Here is a 19,411-nt window from a genome sequence, read left to right as displayed (position 1 = left end):
GAGGAATATGTTTTTAAATTCTAATTAGAAAGGACTTTTGAGAACAAACTTCAAAAAAGGCAGTACAAACTTTTATGTGTACTGCCTTTCATATTGGGTCATACATTACATATTTAGTTTATTGAAGCCAACATAGAAAAAGGATAGTCCCTTTAACGTAAGAAGTTTTCCTGAAGCAGGATTACCACACTAAAATGAAGAAATAACATTAAATATTCGGAGAGTTTGAAACAAAATGTAACGAAACCCGACTTGTTAATGAAGGGGGGATTTAATTGAGTAACGGGTTGGATATTGAAAGCTTATATAGAGAATTTCATTTAGATATATATCGTTTTTCTTTATATTTTTCCAGTAACAAACAAGATGCAGAAGATATTACACAGGAAACGTTCATAAAAGCAATACGAAATAGTCATACGCTGAGGGATCGTGCTCGTGCAAAGTATTGGTTACTTTCAATCGCGCGGCACACGGCAATCGATCATTTGCGAAAAACGAAGCGGAAGTCGATATTACCTGAACTACTAGAAAAAATGACAAACCAAGAAAAAAAGGTTTCCTTGGATGATCATCTTCTTATCAAGGAGCAATGGCAAGAAATTCAAAATGCTCTACTTAGAATAAAGCCTCATTATCGAAGTTTACTCATTTTACGTGGAATAGAGGAAATGACAATAAGGGAAACAGCCGAAATATTGGAATGTACCGAATTAAAGGTACGAGTTGACTTTTATCGGGCTGTAAAGGTTTTGAAGAAGGAACTACAAGTATTGGAAGGGGTGAATGAAGATGAAAAAGACCGAATCTCTAACTCAAGAGGCTAAACAGCTTCTTCTTCCAATTAAAGAAAGGCCAGACTTAGTACCTAGTCAAGGTTTTGTAAATGAATTACATGATCGAATCCTGTTGGAAGAAACAAAGAAAAATACAAGAGTACGGGTAATTCCTATGTTCGCGGCGATAGCTGTCATTCTAATCCTACCGTTACTTATTTCTTCTCTAGTTGAAAAAGAAAAAACCAAAGCATTTGTGATTGAGGAGAACTCACGCATTCAATTGGTCGATACGATCGAGTATGGAAATGAAGATGGTGAAATCGGTCCAAATGCCGCTTACGGTATGAACCCGGTAAGTAGTTTTGATATTCAGAATGGAACCTTATACCTCTTAGATGAAGTGAAGTTTCAGGTGCTGATTCGGGATCGTGATGGAAAAACAACTTCATTTCCTATCCGAAAAAAGCAAAATATGGTCGGTGTTCTTGAAGATATATTGGTCACAAAGGATGGGGATATTTACATTTTAAATTCAGGGGAAGAGATTGTGTATCAATACAAAGTCAATGGCGAACTTACACATATTTATGATCTATCACAACTAGATTTATTTTTCCCAGACTCATTATATGAATTTGATAATAATGAAATTGTAGTTAGTCAAAATCAAGAAAAATTTGCGAGCTTAAAAGCAATGAGTTTCATAGAGGAAGAGAATCTGCCTTTTCATTTTAAGGTAGTAAATCGTAAGGAAAGTAAATTAGTACTCAATGATGAAGGAAAGCAGACTGAGCTTTCGTTGTTCTCAGATTTAGGACATGGGAATTTGGCTTTACAAAAGGTGACGGATGAACAAATTATTTACATGCAGACCGTTACTCCACCTGTAAATACTCCTATTTCAGAGACGCATGTATTTGGGCTAAATAAGCAGGGGACTACGCTCGGAGGTGTTCGTATTCCAGGGGAAAACTTTATTGATAAACCTCAACGGATGGAGAATTATATTAAAACAGATCGAAATAAAATCTATCTTCTTATTCCTGAAAACGAACACGTAGCTCTATATGAACTAACCTTGGGAAAAGAGTATGAAAGCTTTATCGAGGAGCAGGTAGAAAAAGTCAATATTAGCTTTGATTATCAAACGTTTGGAAAGCCTTTTCCGGAATTAGAGGAGGAGATGCGTAAACTTTTTAAAAATGACGAAATCCAATACGGAAACGAAGATTCATTGAATGGAGTAGCCATCGATGAACATGGAACAGTTGTGATCGATTTTAAGGATTTCATGGCGGGAAGTCCAGCAAGTGCTGAAGCACAAGACCTCTTTAAGGCACTGCACGCAGCAACTTTTGAGAAATTCCCAGAAATACAACAAATCTATTTTCAATTTGATGGTAGTTTTAGCGCATGGGTTCATTGGTTAGAAAGTATTGAAGAACCTTGGAAAAGGCAAGACCCACAATAAACAAATTGCTAGAAAGAATTAAATTTACTTCTCTAAGCTAGGCTGCATTTGTACTTAATATGCAGCCTTATTTTACTAGTTGTCTTATAGGACAGTGACTTTCCTCTCCTCTTCCTCCACATTCAATTTTGTTAGCTTAGTAAATCGTAAAGGTACGAGGAAGGAAATGAATCCAAGAGTAAAGAAGATGAACCGGATATCTATAGCTTCAGCAATAATCCCCGTTAGAAACCCAGCCAATGGTAGTGCCCCCATCCCCAGCATTGAGATAATTCCGTTTACCCTACCAAAAATATAGGAGGGAACAAGTCTTTGACGCATTGTTTTAAATAACACATTGAACATAATTACAGGTGCACTTTGGATGGCGACAGCAAGTAATAAGGTTTGCCAATTCCAGCTGATGGAGACTGTGATAATGCCCAGTCCACTGATTACGATATTATTTAACATTAGACGAATATGGTTACCTTTGTTTCCTTGATAATTAACGATTGCGATAGCGATTATTTGTGTAACTGCTGCTCCTGCATAAACCCATCCAATTTCCTCAGAGGTTAACAATAATTTTTCACGAGAAAAATAGATTAGCATACTAATTAGTGCTCCATTGGCTACATTTGCAATTAATACAAGTAGGGTGAAGGGTCCTAAAATGGAGTGCTTTAACAAGAAGTTAGCCCCTTCACGGAGCTGTTGCCATGAATTTGATGTAACCTTCGAAGGAGCTTCCTTTGATAAAAACGTCAAAAATAATATAGAAACTGCAATTGGGAAAAATGAGAACGCATCTAAGAAAAGAACATTGTATACATTTATTTTTGATATTAAGATTCCTGCTAACATACTACCAAGCAGAACTGAAGAAGTATCAATAAACTGAAGAGTTGTATTGACTTTTATTAAGCTTTCTTTCTTGAACAGTTGTGGGACTACCGTTGCGTTCACTACAGAGAATACTGCTCCAAAACTTGCAATAAAGAAGCCCAGAAAATAAATATGCCAAATCTGTAACACTTGTAAAATGCTTAAAATTGGTATGATAGCCACCAATAAGCCCTGAAGAAGAGCACATGCAAAGAGTAATGTTTTTCGTGGGAAACGATCAGCAAGGACTCCGGCGATTGGAGACACAAGAATAAAGGGCAATGTTTGAAAAAGAAACATCATTCCCATACTTGCAGCCGATTGAGTTAATTCATAGATGAGCCAAGGGATTGCAATAATGTAAAATTTATCTCCTAATTTTGATAATGCAGTTCCAGAGAAATAAAGAATTGCATTTTGTTCCCTCCAGATTGAATGTTTAAACATAGAATTCATCCTTTCCATATTCACTTATAACTATTATGAACTTTCTAAAAAGGGGGAAAAAGGGTAATATTAGGATAAAAAAGTCCCCTTTTAGGAGGTTGAAGGATGGAGGAACGTTATTTCCTATTACGGTCACATTTAGAGCATTTTAAAAAAGGAAGGAACTATGAATTTAAACTTGAAGATGTTGATGCAATTTGGTGTTGTTCTAGAAAAAATACAAAACGTATTATCCGGCAATTAGAGGATAAACAACTTATAACCTATCAACCTGGTAAAGGAAGAGGAAATGTATCGAAAGTAACCTATTTTACTTCTTTTCAAGAAGAGATAGAGACCTTCATAAATGGTTGTCTAAAAAAGCGCGAACTTGAAAAAATCGCCGAAATTCTCCGTCTTCCAATTCCAAAGTCTTGGGTTGTGAAATTCTCAAATGAAATTAGGGGTTTGTTGGGAATTAAACACGATCAAACAGAGTTAAAGGATGTATTGTATGCATTTAAGGCGAGAGACATCAAGTCGCTGGATCCATTACGCGTTTCCTTTGCGTTAGAAACACATCTTTTAGAGTATTTAGGAGACACACTCATTCGATACAACAACGAGAACGATTGTTTTATACCGCATATTGCCCACAATTTTGATGTTGACACCTCAGGCAAAGTTTGGACGTTCTATTTAAGGAAGGGTGTATTTTTCCATAACCATGACTATGTTACGAGCACTGACGTAGCTTACATGATTAATCGATTTAAGAACGCTCCTCCCTCTTATTCGTGGCTTGTTAGAAATATACAAAAGGTGGAGTGTCCTCACCCATATAAGGTGGAATTCCATCTTGATGAGCCTAATCCGTTTCTTTTACGTTATCTTTCTGCACCAATATTTTGTATCTTACCAAGCAATGTTGAATTTGATGAATCAGAGTGGAGTGGTACGGGTCCATTCATTGTAAAGGAAAGAACAAATAAAAAATTGGTATTACAAGCGAACGATTTCTATTTCAAAGAACGTCCATTAATAGACGAGATTCAGTTCTACCATGTATCGAATGAAGCTGTAAAAATGCTTTATCTTTCAAGTGAGGAAGATATGTCTCAGATAAAACCAACCAGGCATAAGATTACGAATTCCGGAGTGCAACTATTATCTTTTAACCTAAATCGCAAGAATATTATCCAACAGCAAACCTTCAGAGAAGCCATATTCCATATATTTGACGTACAAAAAATGGCAAAGGACTTAGAAATAGATTTGGTTGAGGCAAGCAGCCTTGATATAGAACGTTCAAAATCAATATCAAAGTCATCAAATGATATTCATACACTCATTCAATTATCTGGCTATGGAGGAGAAATTCTAAATCTCTATTGCTTTGATCACGAACGCGCCCGTAGAGAAGGAGAGTGGTTAAAAAAGGAAGCAAATAAATATGGTGTTCATATGAATGTCTATCCAGCTTCATACCCAGACGTTTTAAAAGAGGGAATTGAGGAAGAGATTGATATTTTAATCATAGGTTTGTCACTTTCTTTTGATAAACACCTTGCATTCTCATATGCTTTTATGAATAAATCATTGCTGTTTAATAGGCTGTTTTCAAAGAAGGTTGAGGCTTTTGTACATAGAAAAATAAGATTATTTGAGCTTGAAGTTGATAGTGTAAAGAGGACACAAATAATGGATGAAGTCGAACACTACCTACAATCCGAGCTTGCGATGTTTTTTTTATATCATCCTATTATAACTAGAAATTTAGACTCTAACATAAGAGATGTTGAATCGCATTCCTTTGGACATATCGACTATACAAAGTTATGGATTCCAAGCTAACCCTAATGAAATAGCTAAAACGAACGAGAGATTCCAATCTCTCGTTTTTTGTTCTTATCATAATTTCCACTCTAAAACACATAGTAAGACCACCAAAAAAGCTAGTAAAATGGTAAAATTTACACTTATTTAAAACTGCATTAATAAAATTTACAAAACCTTTACAAAAGGTTCAATGAATCTTTACATTGAGCGTTTATTCTTTACATGTCGAATAAAATCGATCATTTTGGAGGTTTAAAATAATGACGTTAAAAAGAAAGACATTGCTAGGATTAGTGGTACTATTTTTAACCGCCATTTTATCAGCATGTGGAAATAGTCAAACCGATGGGGAAGAAGGATCAAAAGAAGCATCGGCGACTGTTTCGGTTTCGGGATCTACGTCAGTTGGTCCTTTAGCTGAAAAAATAGCAGCAAAGTTTACAGAGGAAAGTAATGTAAAAGTTGAAATAAATCAAATCGGTTCATCAGCAGGAATTACGAATGCATTAAGTGGAGTATCCGAAATCGGAATGTCCTCTCGTGATTTAAAAGATGAAGAAAAAGCAAGTGGGCTAGTCGAAACCGTTATAGCTTACGATGGGATTGTAGTCGTAACACACCCCACTAACAAAGTAAAAGACCTTACGATGGAACAAGTAAAGTCCATTTTTACAGGTGAAGTTACAAATTGGAAAGAGCTTGGGGGCGATGACATGGAAATAGTCGTTGTTTCCAGAGAAGATGGTTCCGGGTCACGAGATGCTTTTCAGGAAATCGTTGGGTATTCTTCAGGCGAATTAGTCAGAAGTTCAATCATTGCGAGTGGGAACGGAAATATAAAAACAACGGTTGCCGGAAATAAGCATGCAGTAGGTTTTATTTCGTTTGAATATATTGATGACTCTATTTCCACAATCAATATCAATGGAGTAGAGGCGACAGCGGAGAATGTATTGCAGCAAAAATATAGTCTGTCACGTCCATTTTTATTTGTTCACAAAGAGGATCAAATTACCGATGCAGGAAGGCAGTATATCGACTATATATTGAGTTCAGATGGCCAAGCAATCGTTGCTGAAACAGGAGCGATTCCTATTAAGTAACTGCATTAAAAAAGAGATTCATGGAGGAATACGTATGACAAGGCAGCCACAAGAGAAATCGAATAAAAGGAAGTACATATTAGAGAAGCTGTCATCGAGATTATTTCAGTTTTGTGCACTTCTTTCAGTTTTCAGTTTATTATTAATCGTTGGATTTGTATTTTATAAGGGGTCGCTCCCGTTTTTGATAGAGGGATATAGCTTTTTTGACTTTCTCTTCGGAGTCGATTGGGTTCCAAGTGAAGACAAGTTTGGCATTTTGCCAATGATTGTTGCATCGATCTACGCGACGATTGGTGCGTTGGTGATTGGAGTGCCGATTGGATTATTTACGGCCATTTTCTTAGCTGAAATTGCTCCAAAAAGTGTCGCAAGAATCATTTCTCCAGCTGTACAGCTGTTGGCTGGAATTCCGTCTGTATTGTACGGTGTGTTTGGTCTTGCTCTCATCGTCCCATTTTTACAAAATCAGTTAAACCTTGTAAAAGGACAAAGCTTGATTGCTGTTATCCTTGTGTTAGCCATTATGATGCTTCCAACCATCGTTACAGTGGCCGAAACGGCCATTCGTGCGGTTCCTAAAACATATCGTGAAGGCTCATTGGCACTAGGTACATCTGAGATTGAGACGATTTTTAAGGTTGTTGTCCCAGCTGCGAAGTCAGGGATTATGGCGGCGATTGTTTTAGGCTTGGGCCGCGCAATTGGTGAAACCATGGCCGTTATTTTGGTAGCAGGAAACAGTCTTATTTTACCAACTAGCCTCACAGACAGTGTACGTCCACTAACAACAAATATTGCGTTAGAAATGGGTTATGCATTTGGTACTCACCAAGAGATGTTATTTGCAACAGGTATTGTGTTATTCTCGTTTATTTTAATCTTGAATTTTGTGTTAGCAAGAATCAGTGCGAAGGGTGGTAAGTAAGTTGAGAAAGCTAAAAGATTATATGTACCGCAGTTTTCTTTGGGGATCAGCTTTCTTGACAGTTGCCGTACTCGTCTTGATTGTTGGCTATATCTTTTACAAGGGTTATCCGTTAATCAGCTTTGAGTTTATTTTCGGTGATTACTCTCCTACTGGTGGCGGTGGAATTTGGCCGATGGTGATCACAACCATTTATACTATCGTGATTTCATTAATCATTGCGACACCAATTGGAATATTTGCCGCTGTTTATTTGCAGGAATATGCAAAACAAGGCCGCTTGGTGAACATCATTCGCTTTGCAACGGAAAGCTTAACAGGGATTCCATCCATTATTTATGGATTATTCGGAGCTGTGTTCTTTGTGACAACCTTAAAAATGGGGATGTCCATCATCGCCGCTTCCTTAACATTAACGATTATCGTTTTACCTGTCATTATCCGGACAACAGAAGAATCATTAAAAACGGTTCCTCCCTCCTACAGAGAGGGGTCCCTAGCCTTGGGAACGACAAAGCTACAAACGTTATATAAAGTCATTTTACCGAGTGCAATGCCTGGTATTTTGTCTGGAATTATTCTTTCGATTGGAAGAATTGTGGGTGAGTCCGCAGCAATCTTTTTAACAGCTGGTACGGTTGCGGCGATGCCTTCAAGTATCTTCTCATCTGCACGTACATTAACTGTTCACTCGTTCTTAGTTACACAGGAATCAGGTGACATTGAGTTAGCTTCGGCAGTTGGAATTGTTTTAATCGTCATTATTCTTGTGTTGAATCTAACGGCAACGTTCATTTCGAAAAAATTAAATAAAGCGGATTACTAAAAGAAAGGATGTTCAAAAAGTCCGGTAAAAATGACACGTCGATAGAGGAACTTCGACTAACTACCGACACGTCCTGTGTCGAACGTCGAAGTCACCACATCCTGTGGAAGCTCGATGGCTTGCTTTTCCGTTCCTCACGTATTAATAACATACGTTCCGGTACGCGGGAGCTACGCCGCCTCGAACTTTCGACGCACAGGATGTGCTAGTGTCGACAATGCCACAGGACGTGGCGTTCTTGTCGACGAGGTCCTTTTTATCCTCCTTTTTGAACACTTACTAAAAGAGGTGCTGATATGAGTACAAACGGAATTAAAGTAAAGTTGAATAATTCAACGCAGAAGCAACCAGATAAAGAAGTCAAAATCAGTGTTCGAGATTTAAATTTGTTTTATGGAGAAAAACAGGCACTGTACTCCATTTCACTTGATATCCATGCAAACGAGGTTACAGCTTTAATTGGTCCTTCTGGATGCGGTAAATCAACGTTTATTCGTACATTAAATCGCATGAATGATTTAATCGATAGTGTAAAAATTGGTGGTAACATTACGATTGACAATGAGGACATCTACAAAACCACGGATGTGATAAAATTAAGAACAAAAGTAGGGATGGTTTTTCAAAAAGCAAACCTATTCCCGATGAGTATTTATGATAATGTGGCGTATGGTCCAAGAATGCAAGGAATAAAAAATAAAAAAGAGCTCAATGAAATTGTGGAAAGCAGCTTACGTGGTGCCGCAATCTGGGACGAAGTGAAGGATCGCTTAAAAACATCAGCGCTCGGGCTATCAGGTGGTCAGCAGCAACGTATCTGTATCGCTCGTGCAATCGCAATGAAGCCGGATGTGATCTTAATGGATGAGCCAACCTCCGCATTGGACCCAATCTCTACATTAAAAGTAGAAGAACTCATTGAAAAGATGAAGAAGGATTATACGATTGTGATTGTGACCCATAATATGCAACAAGCAGCAAGGGTCTCAGACAAAACCGCATTCTTCTTAAATGGAGAAGTCATCGAATATGATGAAACCAATAAAATCTTCTCCGTACCAAGCGATCAAAGAACAGAAGACTACATTACAGGCAGATTCGGTTAATTGGGACTAGGGGCAGGTTTACTGTCCCACCTCCCAACGGTAAAAATGGAGGGTGAATGAATGGTTGTTCGTGAAAATTTCGAAAAAAAATTAGAAGAGCTTCAAGCAAAAATGAAAACAATGGGTGACTTGGCTGCTGCATCCATTGAAAAAGCGTTTGAAGCGTTAAAGACGAAAGATGTGGAATTAGCCTTAAAAGTCATTGAGGAAGATGAGGTCGTGGATGATCTTGATACCGAAATCAATCATTTTATCATTTGGCTTTTGGCGAAAGAACAGCCTGTCGCAAGAGATCTACGCAGAATCATTGGGGCTTTAAAAATTAGTTCAGAAATTGAGCGTATTGCCGATTTTGGCGTCAATATCGCAAAATCGACAATCAAAATCGGAAATGCTGATTCATTAGTGAACATCACCAATCTTGAAAAAATGAAGGATATCTCGATAAAGATGCTTCAAAACGGATTAGATTCTTTTATAACGGGAGATATCGCGCTAGCCAAAGAAGTGGGTGATTTGGATGACGAGGTTGACGAGTTGAGTGGTGAAGCCTATAAATCCATCACAAGCTATTTAAAAGAGCATCCTGAAGAAACGGATCATTTGGTACAATTATTATTGATTAATCGCTACCTTGAACGAACAGCCGACCATATTACCAACATTGCCGAAAGTGCAGCCTATTTAATCAAAGGCCAAATGTATGATTTAAATTCATAAGATATGTAAAGAGAGAGAGCCTGAGTGCTCTCTTTTTTTTGTGGCCAAAGAGCCAGGTCCATCCTCCCAATTTTTAATGTCACCACCTCGAATAGGGACACATACACTATTATGCAGCTAAATCGAGGAGGAGAGATTTTATGGAAAGACAAATGTTAGGTACATTCCCTGGTTCAATGGCACAGCCTTTTATACCTGCTTATTCTGGTTCAGCTTATGGCTATGGCCAAGGAGGCTTTTATCCAGGCTATGGCCATCACCACGGTCATGGTGGTTTTTACCCAGGCTATGGCTATCACCACGGTCATGGCGGATTCTATCCAGGCTACGGCTATCACCATGGTCACGGCGGGTTTTATCCAGGCTATGGTTATCACCACGGCCACGGCGGATTCTATCCAGGCTTTGGCAGATAATTAATTGATAACGTTATAAGAAACTAGAATGGAGAGTGCTATTTACAATTAGTAGCACTCTTTTTCTAGTGTTTGCATGTAAAGTCAATATAACAAATCGAAAAAAATTAAGCCTTTTTTGTTATTACCACTAATGTTTATGCTGTTTTTGATATAAAACCTTGGACGAAGTTACGGCTATGTTAAAGTGTACATTATTTCATAAAGGTCATTTTTATTCGAAGAAAAAGGCGATGCCTTTTATAAAGCTTCGCCTCCTGACCAAAGAAGATTCGAATATCTATTACTGCCTAATTTCTGAAAAGTCCTGCTGCTCTTGCTGCTGCAAAACTTCTCCTAGCAAAATTAAACGGGTCATCTCCAGCATTTTCCCAGTGCATATACATTAACCGTGGATTATCAAAGAGCCAGTGATTATGAACTGCAGTGACTATTAATCCTCTTTTTCGTAATTCTGTCAGGAATGGGTTAATTTCTCTTTGAAGAACTACCGACTCTCCTAAGTTTAAACCGTTATCTTCAAAGGAAAGGGCAAAAGGAAGAGCTAAAGGGGATTGTGTCCGAAGTCCCAAAATCGTTGCATCAATATTACGGAGACGTTGAACTACGCAAACGGGAGTTGCTGTAACAACCATGCCCCCTATAATATCAGCAAGTTGCTGGCACGTAGAAGTACTTATACCCATAACTTCGCCACGTGAAATATGAGTGTTTCTGTTGTTTGAATTTGTATCCGTATTACGTGAAAATCCAAAGCTATATCCGAAGGGGGCAGATTCTCTTCTATTCATTAAAATCACCTCCTTTTTGCTTATGTATGAACAGTTTATGCTGAGATGTTTGAAAAGAATAGACTAATAGTATATGACAAAAGCACTTTTTTAAAAAATTGAGATTGCAAGTTAATAGAAATAATGATTTTATCTCTTACCTAAAACACTCTATTTTTATAGGTGGTTCTCCTGTCCCATTATAGAAATAGAAAATGGTCATTTATTATAGGGTATTGGCTCACTACTTTTTTGTTAGATAACATATGATATTTAAGCACTTCTATAATCAACCAAAAAGGTGGTAAATATGACTGAGAACCAAAAAAATAATAACTCAAATAAGCCCGTTGCCAATAAAAATTTGGATTTAATTAAAGACCTAACCAGTAATCTCCAAAAAAATGTAAGTTCAATTGACCTTAACTCTTTAGTTAAAATGGCAGCTCCTCTTTTAAAAAATGAGGCAGTAATGAATTCTGTTTTGGTAGTTAGTAAGAAGAAGCAAAGCTCTGATGTAAATTCAGCAAAGTCTTCAAATAAAAAAGATAGTATAAAACTTACTAGGTTAAATGAACAACTTGATAGATTAGGTCAAGAACTTTTAGAAATAAAAGCTCAAATAGTTAATGGGATCTCTGAAGTAAGTCAATCAGATGAACTTGCAAACATAAAATCAGAACTAATAGAAATAAAAAGCCAAAATGCATATCTAACAGGAATAGTGGAGGAATTATATAAATATCGTAAATAGAAAAAATAACAAACCTAATTAAACCTTGTGAATTCAAGGTTTAACTTTTGTATATCAAACACTAAAAGGACCCTCTTAGACATGCTAAGAAGGTCCTCTAATAGACTATTAACTATTATTGGAAGCAGAGGGTTGTAGCAAGACAATCTTCAAGACACTCTCTTACATCGTCACGAGCACCTAAAAGGATAGCGACAACCAATCCTAGAAATAACAGTAGCGCAACAACAACCTCAACAAGACTTACAGTACATTCAGGTTGAGCCATCTGAATTTCCCCCTTCCTATTTATTTAAGGAGATTTTTATTACTCCTTATATTAAACAAGCTATGTCCTACGGAAATATTTGTTCTAGGTTGTACCCTCAATCTATGAAATTTATGTTCTTATCCTAATAGATTTCCCTTATAGCTTTTCATCTATAAAGAGCGGTGTCGCCTCATAGGATGAACAGTTGTCTAAAAATGTTCGGCTAGCCAGCAAAATGATATTTTGTTTCGATTTTTTCTTAGTGTTGGAAAAAAACATCCTAACGTATGGATAAACTTCTTTAATATTTGAGTAGAGCGCAAGAAGGAATTCATCTTTTTTGGTCTTCCAATACAATTCATGATGAGGATACCTCTATTAGACAGTTTTTGATTTGTTAAGGAAAAAAATAGTTGAAGTTAAATGAATCGGTACCCCACTTTCGCTAAATGCATCTATCCAGCATTATCGTTTTTGACAAAGCATTCATGAAACAGACTTCAGATAGAGAGCATTTTTTAGACATTTATTCCAAAATGTTGGATAAGCAACAAATCCAATTTACTGTTGGTGTTCTCTTGTTTTTGTACTTGTTATAGTAAGGATACAATATAAATATGAGGAGGAAATAGAAATGGTTAAAATTGGTATTCTTACAGGAAGTACAAGAGATTCTAGAGTTAATCTTCAGGTAGCAGAATGGGTGAAATCAATCGCGGATAAAAGAACAGATGCAGAATTTGAGTTGGTAGATATTAAGGATTATAACCTGCCAAAATTTAATGAACCGATTCCGGCGATAATGTCCCAGGATTATCAAGCACCAGAAGCACATGCTTGGTCGAAAAAAATTAGCAGTCTTGATGGCTTTATTTTTGTCACGCCGGAGTATAATAAGGCTGTGACGTCTGGATTAAAAGATGCCATTGATTATTTATATGTGGAGTGGAACCATAAAGCAGCGGGAATTGTAAGTTACGGATCAACTTTAGGTGTAACTGCTGCGAATAATCTACGCCTCATTTTAACGGTACCAAAGGTAGCAACAGTAGGCCCTTCAGTAGCGATGAGCCTATTCACAGATTTCCAAGATATGAGCAAATTCAATCCAGCACCATACCACGAAGATTCCTTAAATAGCACATTAGACGATGTTATCGCATGGTCAACTGCCTTAAAAGGAATTAGAGAGAAAGAATTGCAAACTGTATAAAAAGGAGACTTGCCAATGCCATACGTATTACAGGTGGATTTTAAAATGGATGGACCATTTGGAGAGGAAATGGCAAATGCGTTTTCGGATTTAGCGAAAAGCATTAATGAGGAACCGGGCTTCATCTGGAAAATCTGGACAGAAAATCCTGAAGCAAAGGAAGCGGGTGGGATTTATTTGTTCGAGACAAAAGAAACCGCTGAAAACTACCTCGACATGCATACGAAACGATTAGGTGGCTTTGGGATTGAAGGGGTAAACGGAAAAATCTTTGCCATCAATTCGAAACTGACCGAGATCACAAAAGGTCCGGTAAAATGAAAAAAGGAGAAGTGGATTCTGCATAGAGTCTACTTCTCCTTTTTTAGACGCAGTGTGGCGGAAGCTGGAACCTCAAAACCAACTGGGAAAATAAACGTCCACGGCATACTGGTTTCAGGCGGTACTTGGAGAGCGGGAAGGGTAAAATGATGCTGTGCTAGCCGATCTTCCCCTGCCCAAATTTCTATAATTGTATTTTCAAAAAATAGTTTTTGATCCGTTTTATTATGTACAAGGGTAGTTACTAACCGTTCGTTTTTATGGTTAACCGCAACCCGGACGGTTGTCAATGTTACCCCTGTTTTCAATTTCGTAACAGCCTCGTGAAAAATGTGTTGTATCTCTTCTCGGTCCTTCTGCGAAATCGTCCGATCCCACGCTTCTTCGAATAAGAGTTTGTGCATGACTTCACCTCTTTTCAATTTGATTATAACAGAGTACTCTTTATTCATATACATATGGGTTTTGTCCGATATGAAAGGTGTAATGTCCGATAAAATTGAACCACTGACTGATATCTCGGTAACATTGATATATTTAAATTATGTCCTGATATCCGCAAAAACTCTTAAAAATTTCTTTGCCTTCCGGCTCATTAGGAAGGCTTTTATATGTATTCGGATCTGATTCTTGATATTTCTCCGTTATCCTTGCTGCCCATCCATAATTGGCCTCTCTTTAGGTTAAGCTAACTATAATTTAGTAGGAATAAAAAAGGAGTTTTTGAGTATGGTTGCATTTTTCGAGAATTTTCATCCGGTCATGCAGGCGTTACTTGCGACGTTGTTTACATGGGGAATGACCGCGCTGGGGGCTAGTCTTGTATTTGCAACGACAACAATCAATCAGCGACTCTTAGATAGCACGCTTGGATTTGCAGGTGGCGTAATGATTGCCGCTAGCTATTGGTCACTATTGGGCCCGGCAATTGACATGTCTAGCAACCACCCAATCGGTGCTTGGTTTCCGGCAGCATTTGGCTTCTTATTAGGCGGTATTTTTCTATGGGGAATCGATAAGATTTTGCCCCATCTACATCCAAATGCACCCATCAAAGACGCCGAAGGAATAAACACAAAAGGTCAAAAAAGAAGTACATTACTAGTGCTGGCAATTACGCTTCACAATATTCCTGAGGGGCTTGCGGTCGGAATTGCGTTTGGTGCCCTTGCGAATGGTAGTACAGAAGCTTCGTTAGCAGGGGCGTTGACCTTGGCTCTTGGAATCGGCATTCAAAACTTTCCTGAAGGAATCGCGGTTTCGATGCCATTAAGAGGCGATGGGATGTCTCGTCGCAAAAGCTTCTTTTACGGGCAATTTTCGGGAATGGTCGAACCTATCGCTGCTGTCATTGGAGCAATTGCCGTCTCCTTCATTGAACCCCTGCTTCCATATGCGCTAAGCTTTGCAGCGGGTGCGATGATTTTTGTTGTCGCAGAAGAAGTGATTCCAAGCTCGCAGGAAAAAGGAAATAAAGACCTCGCCTCGATGAGCTTAATGATTGGTTTTGTTGTAATGATGATTCTAGATGTGGCATTAGGGTAGGCTTTGATCAAAAATGAATCGCTACCAAACCTAAGAACCGAGCAAAGTTGCTTGGTTCTTTTTGGGCTTATATGCATGATTTTCCTTTTGGAGTAGCAAACTAAACCATCATATCATAGGTGGGTTTTCGTATGTCTTTTTTTAAAAAATATAAAAAGGAATCTCAGCAGGAACAATCATATCCTATCGAAAATTCGGGACCAAACGAGGAACTGATTAGCTTGCAACTGGAAGCGAATCTTGCCGAAATACAAAGTATTTTCACAAAAACGCCTGATTTGGTTGTGACAAAACTTGTGATAGAACAAACAAAGGCTAAAGCCTCACTCGTTTATCTAGGTGAACTAACTGATTCAACGATGGTCAATGAGCATGTGTTAAGACCGTTATTATTTCATGTTAAAACGAATAATGAGGATTCCTCACCAAAGGTATCAATCGCCCGAGTCAAAGAAGTTAATAAATGGTCACAAATTACGGACGGAATTTTGCAGGGAAAGAGTGTATTGTTTGTTGACGGTTCCCCAGTGGCTTTCCTTTTAGATACCGGAAAATGGCCGGAACGATCGATTGAAGATACTCCGATTGAATCTTCTATTTACGCAGAACATATCGGATTCACTGAAAATGGAAGTAAAAACATTGCACTCATACGAAAGCATATCCAAAATCAAAATTTAAAAATAAAAGAATACAGCATTGGTGAAAGAGGGAAAACGAAGGTTTCCATTTTATATCTAGATGATGTAGTAAATCCAGAATTGATAAAGGAACTCGAAAACCGTATGAAGAAGATTAAGGTTGATAGTATTATAAATACTGGGATATTAGCAGAATTCATAGAGGATAATCCTTATTCGCCGTTTCCACAATTACTTCTGACGGAGCGTACAGATTTAGCAGCTTCGGAAATTTTGGAAGGAAGAATCGTGACGGTGGTTGATGGGTCTCCTAATGTCTTAGTTGCTCCTACTACCTTTACTTCCTTTTTTAAAAGTATGGATGATTATACTTCGCGTTGGCTCGTCGCTTCCTTTATGCGACTGTTAAGGTATGCTGGTTTTTTTATGGCTATCTTTCTTCCGGCGACTTATATCGCAGTCATTGCGTTTCATTTTGAGGTAATTCCATTAAAATTGCTCATGTCTATTGGGGTATCGAGAGAGCGCGTGCCGTTTCCACCGTTTATTGAGGCATTAATTATGGAGATCACACTAGAGATGCTGCGTGAAGCAGGAATTCGACTCCCGGCAAAAATCGGACAAACAGTAGGTATTGTTGGTGGTATTGTCATTGGACAGGCTGCCGTAGCCGCGGGTATTGTCAGTAACATTATGGTAATTGTGGTTGCCTTAACGGCAGTGGCCTCCTTTATCATCCCAAATTATGAAATGGGGGCCTCCATTCGGCTGATTCGATTTCCGATGATGATAACTGCTTCTCTATTTGGTTTTGTTGGGTTGAGTGTAGGTTTCATGACATTAGTTGCACACCTAATCGAGTTAAAATCTCTTGGAATTTCCTATGCCAGTCCAATATCACCCTTGCGCATTCAGGAATGGAAGGATTTATTTATTCGTTTTCCACAATGGTCTATCTTCAAACGTCCGGTTAGTTCTCTGCCCCTACAAATGAGAAGAGCCGATTCAAACCGTCCAAAGGGTGACAAAAAATGATGAATGTTGAAGGAAAACAAATCTCATTATTGCAGTTCATCTTATTAATTCATGGTGTTCAAATGGGAATCGGCGTTCTTACCTTACCTCGAGAATTGGCAGAAAAGGCGGGGACAGACGGGTGGATCGCGATTATTTTTGGTTGGTTTATTTCCACAGTTTGTAGTTTGATTATTATTCAAATTATGAAAAAACACCCAAATGGGACAATACTCGACCTATTGACATTTTACTTTGGTAAGTGGGTTGGTAAAATAGGTGGTTTCCTCATTGCCTTGTATTTCGGTTTTTTTACATTCGTAGCGTTTACGAGGGAAGCCGTGTTTATTCAAGCTTGGATTTTACCTCGAACAAAAATTTATTTTCTGATTCTATTGTTATCTATCCCAACGTATTTACTCGCTCGAAACAATGTGCAAATCCTGGGGAGATATTCGGTGATTGTCTTTTTTATGACGCTATGGACCATTTTCCTTTATTTAATTCCTTTGAAGGACGCCCACTTCCTAAATCTCCTCCCCGTTTTGAAGGAGGGCTGGTATCCAGTCATTACCGCTGTAAGAACAACCGTTTTTACATATATTGGCTTTGAAATTTCGTTTTTCCTTTACCCATTTTTAAAAAAGAAACGTTACGCATCACTTGGGGTTGTGATTGCAAATACAATCTCCATGTTTGCGTTTTTGATTGTAACGCTTGTGTCATTCGCATTTTTCAGTCCTGATGAAATTACAAGATATAATGAACCAACCATTACCCTCCTGAAGGTCATTGAGTTTCGGTTTATTGAGCGACTAGAAATTGTATTGTTCGCATTTTATATCTTTGTGATTTCTACAACAGTCGTTCCACTTATTTACATGTCTGTATTTAGTACAAGCTGGCTATTTGGAAAAAAGGATCACACTAAACCGTTATTTTGGTTTCTTGTATTTACTGTGGTTTATGTTTTTTGTTTTCCTCCTTCTTTGCATATTGATGTTAAGTGGCAGAATGAAATACAGGGGGCAGGCCTAATCTTTGCATATTCGTTCCCTATTTGTTTATGGGCTTATATTCTCATAAGGGACCTCTTTAAAAGGAGGAGCGCAATATGAAACGTGTCATCCGAATATTAATGATCATTCCATTTTTAATTATGCTCACAAGCTGTGGCTATCAGGTGCCATTAGAAGAAACAACGATTACTTTCATCTTGGGAATTGATCTAGATGATAACAATAACCTCATTTTTTATGAATCTAGTCCTGTTTTTAGTAAGGGGGCAAAGGCGAAAACGGAGACATATGAAACAAAGGCAGAGACGTTAAGAGATTCCAGGAAGTATTTTGATGCTGTTACAGCTGGCGAAGTTTCAGGTGCAAAAATCCAAGTCCTTCTATTGGGAAAACGAGTTGTAGAACATGAAGAGTGGTTTCCTATTTTGGATACGATGTTTCGGAACACAAATTTTTCGATTAATTCAAGAGTTGTCATTGTGGAAGGTTCAGTATCCGATGTTATTCATTATGTGCCTGAAAACAATGCACAGCTAGTCCTGTTTTTGAAATCCGTCATTGATAAAAATTACAAAAGGACAAGGACGGAAAAAGGTACGCTGCAACAGCTTCATTCTGCGTTTTATGAAAAAGGGCTGACACCAGCCTTATCCCTTGTAAAAAAAGATGCAAAGCTAGAAATAATCGGAACCGCGTTGCTTGATAACAGTGGAAAATTTGTAGACTCTCTTAATTTATCAGATTCAACATTGTTACTTTTTCTTAAGCATGAAAGGAAACATCCGATTAGTTTCACATCAATCACGATTCCAACTGACGAAGAGGGGGGGATTTTTCATAAGAACGACCTGAGTTTTACCATACAAAATGTGAAATCAAAAATTAAGACATCGTATGATCAAAACAAGTTCAAATTCGATGTGAAAATCTCCATGTCCGTCTTTATTCTTGAAAGTTTATTATCTGTAGATATGAAATCAAATGAAACGAAATTTAAGAAAACAATCGAGGAACGGTTGAAATCGGACTATGAGAACCTGTTTAAAAAAATCCAAAGTCATCAAATAGACCCAATTGGATTAGGCCTATACGCACGGGCTTATGAATACAATCATTTTAAAAAAGTACAAGATAATTGGGGAAAAGCATTATCTGAGGCAGATATTAATGTGTCGGTTGAAATAGATATTAAAGGCATGGGTGCAATCAATACCTCTAGTAAATAACCACAGGGTCGGTTCCTCTGGGATAAATTCCGCCCCAAGAATGAAGCTGAGATCTATATTGGACTTAAGTTTCTTTTGGGAGTTTATGGTATGATTTATACAAGGGTCTAACCCTAAAATGAGAGAGTATTACCATAAATGGTGGGACGCGGAACCTGTCCCTGTGACCCAGAAGGA

20 protein-coding genes are annotated in these 19,411 nt (G+C 37.9%); 16 read left to right on the top strand and 4 right to left on the bottom strand.

Features of this window, described 5'->3' with window-relative positions; translation table 11 throughout:
• Positions 1-275 precede the first annotated feature (275 nt).
• Positions 276-827, top strand: a complete 552-nt coding sequence (locus V7138_RS12400) for an RNA polymerase sigma factor (protein ID WP_335397723.1) — start codon at positions 276-278, stop codon at positions 825-827.
• On the top strand, positions 793-2,250 hold the full coding sequence (locus V7138_RS12395) for a hypothetical protein (protein WP_335397720.1): 1,458 nt from the start codon (positions 793-795) through the stop codon (positions 2,248-2,250). Before V7138_RS12400 ends, V7138_RS12395 begins: the two co-directional genes overlap by 35 nt.
• 84 nt (positions 2,251-2,334) lie before the next feature.
• Here the strand turns inward: V7138_RS12395 and V7138_RS12390 are convergent, their stop codons facing one another.
• The gene (locus tag V7138_RS12390; RefSeq protein ID WP_335397717.1) at positions 2,335-3,564 is read right to left on the bottom strand and encodes an MFS transporter; all 1,230 of its coding nucleotides are present in this window, start codon (positions 3,562-3,564) and stop codon (positions 2,335-2,337) included.
• Between the two features lie 105 nt (positions 3,565-3,669).
• Here V7138_RS12390 and V7138_RS12385 point away from each other — a divergent pair, with 105 nt between their 5' ends.
• The 7 genes from V7138_RS12385 (at position 3,670) to V7138_RS12355 (ending at position 10,481) form a co-directional block, all read left to right on the top strand.
• Positions 3,670-5,397, top strand: coding sequence for an ABC transporter substrate-binding protein (locus V7138_RS12385; protein WP_335397714.1), 1,728 nt, complete (start codon positions 3,670-3,672; stop codon positions 5,395-5,397).
• 245 nt (positions 5,398-5,642) lie between these two features.
• The gene (locus V7138_RS12380; protein WP_335397711.1) at positions 5,643-6,485 is read left to right on the top strand and encodes a phosphate ABC transporter substrate-binding protein; all 843 of its coding nucleotides are present in this window, start codon (positions 5,643-5,645) and stop codon (positions 6,483-6,485) included.
• 34 nt (positions 6,486-6,519) lie between these two features.
• On the top strand, positions 6,520-7,413 hold the full coding sequence (pstC, locus tag V7138_RS12375; protein WP_335397708.1) for a phosphate ABC transporter permease subunit PstC: 894 nt from the start codon (positions 6,520-6,522) through the stop codon (positions 7,411-7,413).
• A 1-nt stretch (position 7,414) separates the two neighbouring features.
• On the top strand, positions 7,415-8,239 hold the full coding sequence (pstA, locus tag V7138_RS12370) for a phosphate ABC transporter permease PstA (protein ID WP_335397705.1): 825 nt from the start codon (positions 7,415-7,417) through the stop codon (positions 8,237-8,239).
• 296 nt (positions 8,240-8,535) lie between these two features.
• Positions 8,536-9,345 carry a phosphate ABC transporter ATP-binding protein PstB gene (pstB, locus tag V7138_RS12365; RefSeq protein WP_335397702.1) on the top strand — a complete coding sequence of 270 codons (810 nt, stop codon included), beginning with the start codon at positions 8,536-8,538 and terminating at the stop codon, positions 9,343-9,345.
• A 60-nt stretch (positions 9,346-9,405) separates the two neighbouring features.
• Positions 9,406-10,065 (top strand): phosphate signaling complex protein PhoU, encoded by a 660-nt coding sequence (gene phoU / locus V7138_RS12360; RefSeq protein ID WP_335397699.1) that lies wholly within the window; start codon positions 9,406-9,408, stop codon positions 10,063-10,065.
• A gap of 140 nt (positions 10,066-10,205) precedes the next feature.
• On the top strand, positions 10,206-10,481 hold the full coding sequence (locus V7138_RS12355) for a hypothetical protein (RefSeq protein ID WP_335397696.1): 276 nt from the start codon (positions 10,206-10,208) through the stop codon (positions 10,479-10,481).
• Between the two features lie 290 nt (positions 10,482-10,771).
• On the opposite strand, the gene V7138_RS12350 is transcribed toward V7138_RS12355, so the two are convergent.
• Positions 10,772-11,272, bottom strand: coding sequence for a DUF1259 domain-containing protein (locus V7138_RS12350; protein ID WP_335397693.1), 501 nt, complete (start codon positions 11,270-11,272; stop codon positions 10,772-10,774).
• Between the two features lie 289 nt (positions 11,273-11,561).
• Here V7138_RS12350 and V7138_RS12345 point away from each other — a divergent pair, with 289 nt between their 5' ends.
• Positions 11,562-12,005 carry a hypothetical protein gene (locus tag V7138_RS12345; RefSeq protein WP_335397690.1) on the top strand — a complete coding sequence of 148 codons (444 nt, stop codon included), beginning with the start codon at positions 11,562-11,564 and terminating at the stop codon, positions 12,003-12,005.
• Between the two features lie 115 nt (positions 12,006-12,120).
• Here the strand turns inward: V7138_RS12345 and V7138_RS12340 are convergent, their stop codons facing one another.
• Positions 12,121-12,273: a hypothetical protein gene (locus V7138_RS12340; protein ID WP_335397687.1), complete on the bottom strand. Its 153-nt coding sequence runs from the start codon at positions 12,271-12,273 to the stop codon at positions 12,121-12,123.
• 616 nt (positions 12,274-12,889) lie between these two features.
• On the opposite strand from V7138_RS12340, the gene V7138_RS12335 reads away from it, so the two are divergent.
• Positions 12,890-13,468 (top strand): NADPH-dependent FMN reductase, encoded by a 579-nt coding sequence (locus V7138_RS12335; RefSeq protein WP_335397685.1) that lies wholly within the window; start codon positions 12,890-12,892, stop codon positions 13,466-13,468.
• A gap of 15 nt (positions 13,469-13,483) precedes the next feature.
• Positions 13,484-13,789, top strand: a complete 306-nt coding sequence (locus tag V7138_RS12330; protein WP_335397682.1) for a monooxygenase — start codon at positions 13,484-13,486, stop codon at positions 13,787-13,789.
• Positions 13,790-13,818: 29 nt separating this feature from the next.
• Here the strand turns inward: V7138_RS12330 and V7138_RS12325 are convergent, their stop codons facing one another.
• Positions 13,819-14,193, bottom strand: coding sequence for an SLAP domain-containing protein (locus V7138_RS12325; protein WP_335397679.1), 375 nt, complete (start codon positions 14,191-14,193; stop codon positions 13,819-13,821).
• 325 nt (positions 14,194-14,518) lie between these two features.
• On the opposite strand from V7138_RS12325, the gene V7138_RS12320 reads away from it, so the two are divergent.
• The 4 genes from V7138_RS12320 to V7138_RS12305 all read left to right on the top strand — a co-directional run bounded on the left by V7138_RS12320 (position 14,519) and on the right by V7138_RS12305 (position 19,234).
• Positions 14,519-15,334: a ZIP family metal transporter gene (locus tag V7138_RS12320; protein ID WP_335397676.1), complete on the top strand. Its 816-nt coding sequence runs from the start codon at positions 14,519-14,521 to the stop codon at positions 15,332-15,334.
• A 131-nt stretch (positions 15,335-15,465) separates the two neighbouring features.
• Positions 15,466-17,010: a spore germination protein gene (locus V7138_RS12315; protein ID WP_335397673.1), complete on the top strand. Its 1,545-nt coding sequence runs from the start codon at positions 15,466-15,468 to the stop codon at positions 17,008-17,010.
• A complete protein-coding gene (locus tag V7138_RS12310) occupies positions 17,007-18,107 on the top strand; it encodes a GerAB/ArcD/ProY family transporter (protein WP_335397670.1) in 1,101 nt (366 codons plus the stop codon). The genes V7138_RS12315 and V7138_RS12310 overlap by 4 nt, the downstream gene beginning before the upstream one ends.
• Positions 18,104-19,234, top strand: coding sequence for a Ger(x)C family spore germination protein (locus V7138_RS12305; protein ID WP_335397667.1), 1,131 nt, complete (start codon positions 18,104-18,106; stop codon positions 19,232-19,234). The genes V7138_RS12310 and V7138_RS12305 overlap by 4 nt, the downstream gene beginning before the upstream one ends.
• Positions 19,235-19,411 lie beyond the last annotated feature (177 nt).

This window comes from Bacillus sp. JJ1533 (assembly GCF_036965045.1).
Lineage (GTDB): Bacteria > Bacillota > Bacilli > Bacillales > Bacillaceae_L > Ferdinandcohnia.
This window is presented reverse-complemented; position numbering and strand designations above follow the sequence as displayed.

Excerpts from the sequence above, each read along its gene's own strand:
- V7138_RS12305 (WP_335397667.1), top strand. The coding sequence starts at position 18,104 with ATGAAACGTGTCATCCGAATATTAATGATCATTCCATTTTTAATTATG.
- V7138_RS12310 (WP_335397670.1), top strand. The coding sequence starts at position 17,007 with ATGATGAATGTTGAAGGAAAACAAATCTCATTATTGCAGTTCATCTTA.
- phoU (WP_335397699.1), top strand. The coding sequence starts at position 9,406 with ATGGTTGTTCGTGAAAATTTCGAAAAAAAATTAGAAGAGCTTCAAGCA.
- V7138_RS12340 (WP_335397687.1), bottom strand. The coding sequence starts at position 12,273 with ATGGCTCAACCTGAATGTACTGTAAGTCTTGTTGAGGTTGTTGTTGCG.
- V7138_RS12315 (WP_335397673.1), top strand. The coding sequence starts at position 15,466 with ATGTCTTTTTTTAAAAAATATAAAAAGGAATCTCAGCAGGAACAATCA.
- V7138_RS12320 (WP_335397676.1), top strand. The coding sequence starts at position 14,519 with ATGGTTGCATTTTTCGAGAATTTTCATCCGGTCATGCAGGCGTTACTT.
- pstC (WP_335397708.1), top strand. The coding sequence starts at position 6,520 with ATGACAAGGCAGCCACAAGAGAAATCGAATAAAAGGAAGTACATATTA.
- V7138_RS12395 (WP_335397720.1), top strand. The coding sequence starts at position 793 with ATGAAAAAGACCGAATCTCTAACTCAAGAGGCTAAACAGCTTCTTCTT.
- V7138_RS12355 (WP_335397696.1), top strand. The coding sequence starts at position 10,206 with ATGGAAAGACAAATGTTAGGTACATTCCCTGGTTCAATGGCACAGCCT.
- pstB (WP_335397702.1), top strand. The coding sequence starts at position 8,536 with ATGAGTACAAACGGAATTAAAGTAAAGTTGAATAATTCAACGCAGAAG.
- V7138_RS12390 (WP_335397717.1), bottom strand. The coding sequence starts at position 3,564 with ATGTTTAAACATTCAATCTGGAGGGAACAAAATGCAATTCTTTATTTC.
- V7138_RS12330 (WP_335397682.1), top strand. The coding sequence starts at position 13,484 with ATGCCATACGTATTACAGGTGGATTTTAAAATGGATGGACCATTTGGA.
- V7138_RS12350 (WP_335397693.1), bottom strand. The coding sequence starts at position 11,272 with ATGAATAGAAGAGAATCTGCCCCCTTCGGATATAGCTTTGGATTTTCA.
- V7138_RS12335 (WP_335397685.1), top strand. The coding sequence starts at position 12,890 with ATGGTTAAAATTGGTATTCTTACAGGAAGTACAAGAGATTCTAGAGTT.
- V7138_RS12345 (WP_335397690.1), top strand. The coding sequence starts at position 11,562 with ATGACTGAGAACCAAAAAAATAATAACTCAAATAAGCCCGTTGCCAAT.
- V7138_RS12385 (WP_335397714.1), top strand. The coding sequence starts at position 3,670 with ATGGAGGAACGTTATTTCCTATTACGGTCACATTTAGAGCATTTTAAA.
- V7138_RS12380 (WP_335397711.1), top strand. The coding sequence starts at position 5,643 with ATGACGTTAAAAAGAAAGACATTGCTAGGATTAGTGGTACTATTTTTA.
- V7138_RS12325 (WP_335397679.1), bottom strand. The coding sequence starts at position 14,193 with ATGCACAAACTCTTATTCGAAGAAGCGTGGGATCGGACGATTTCGCAG.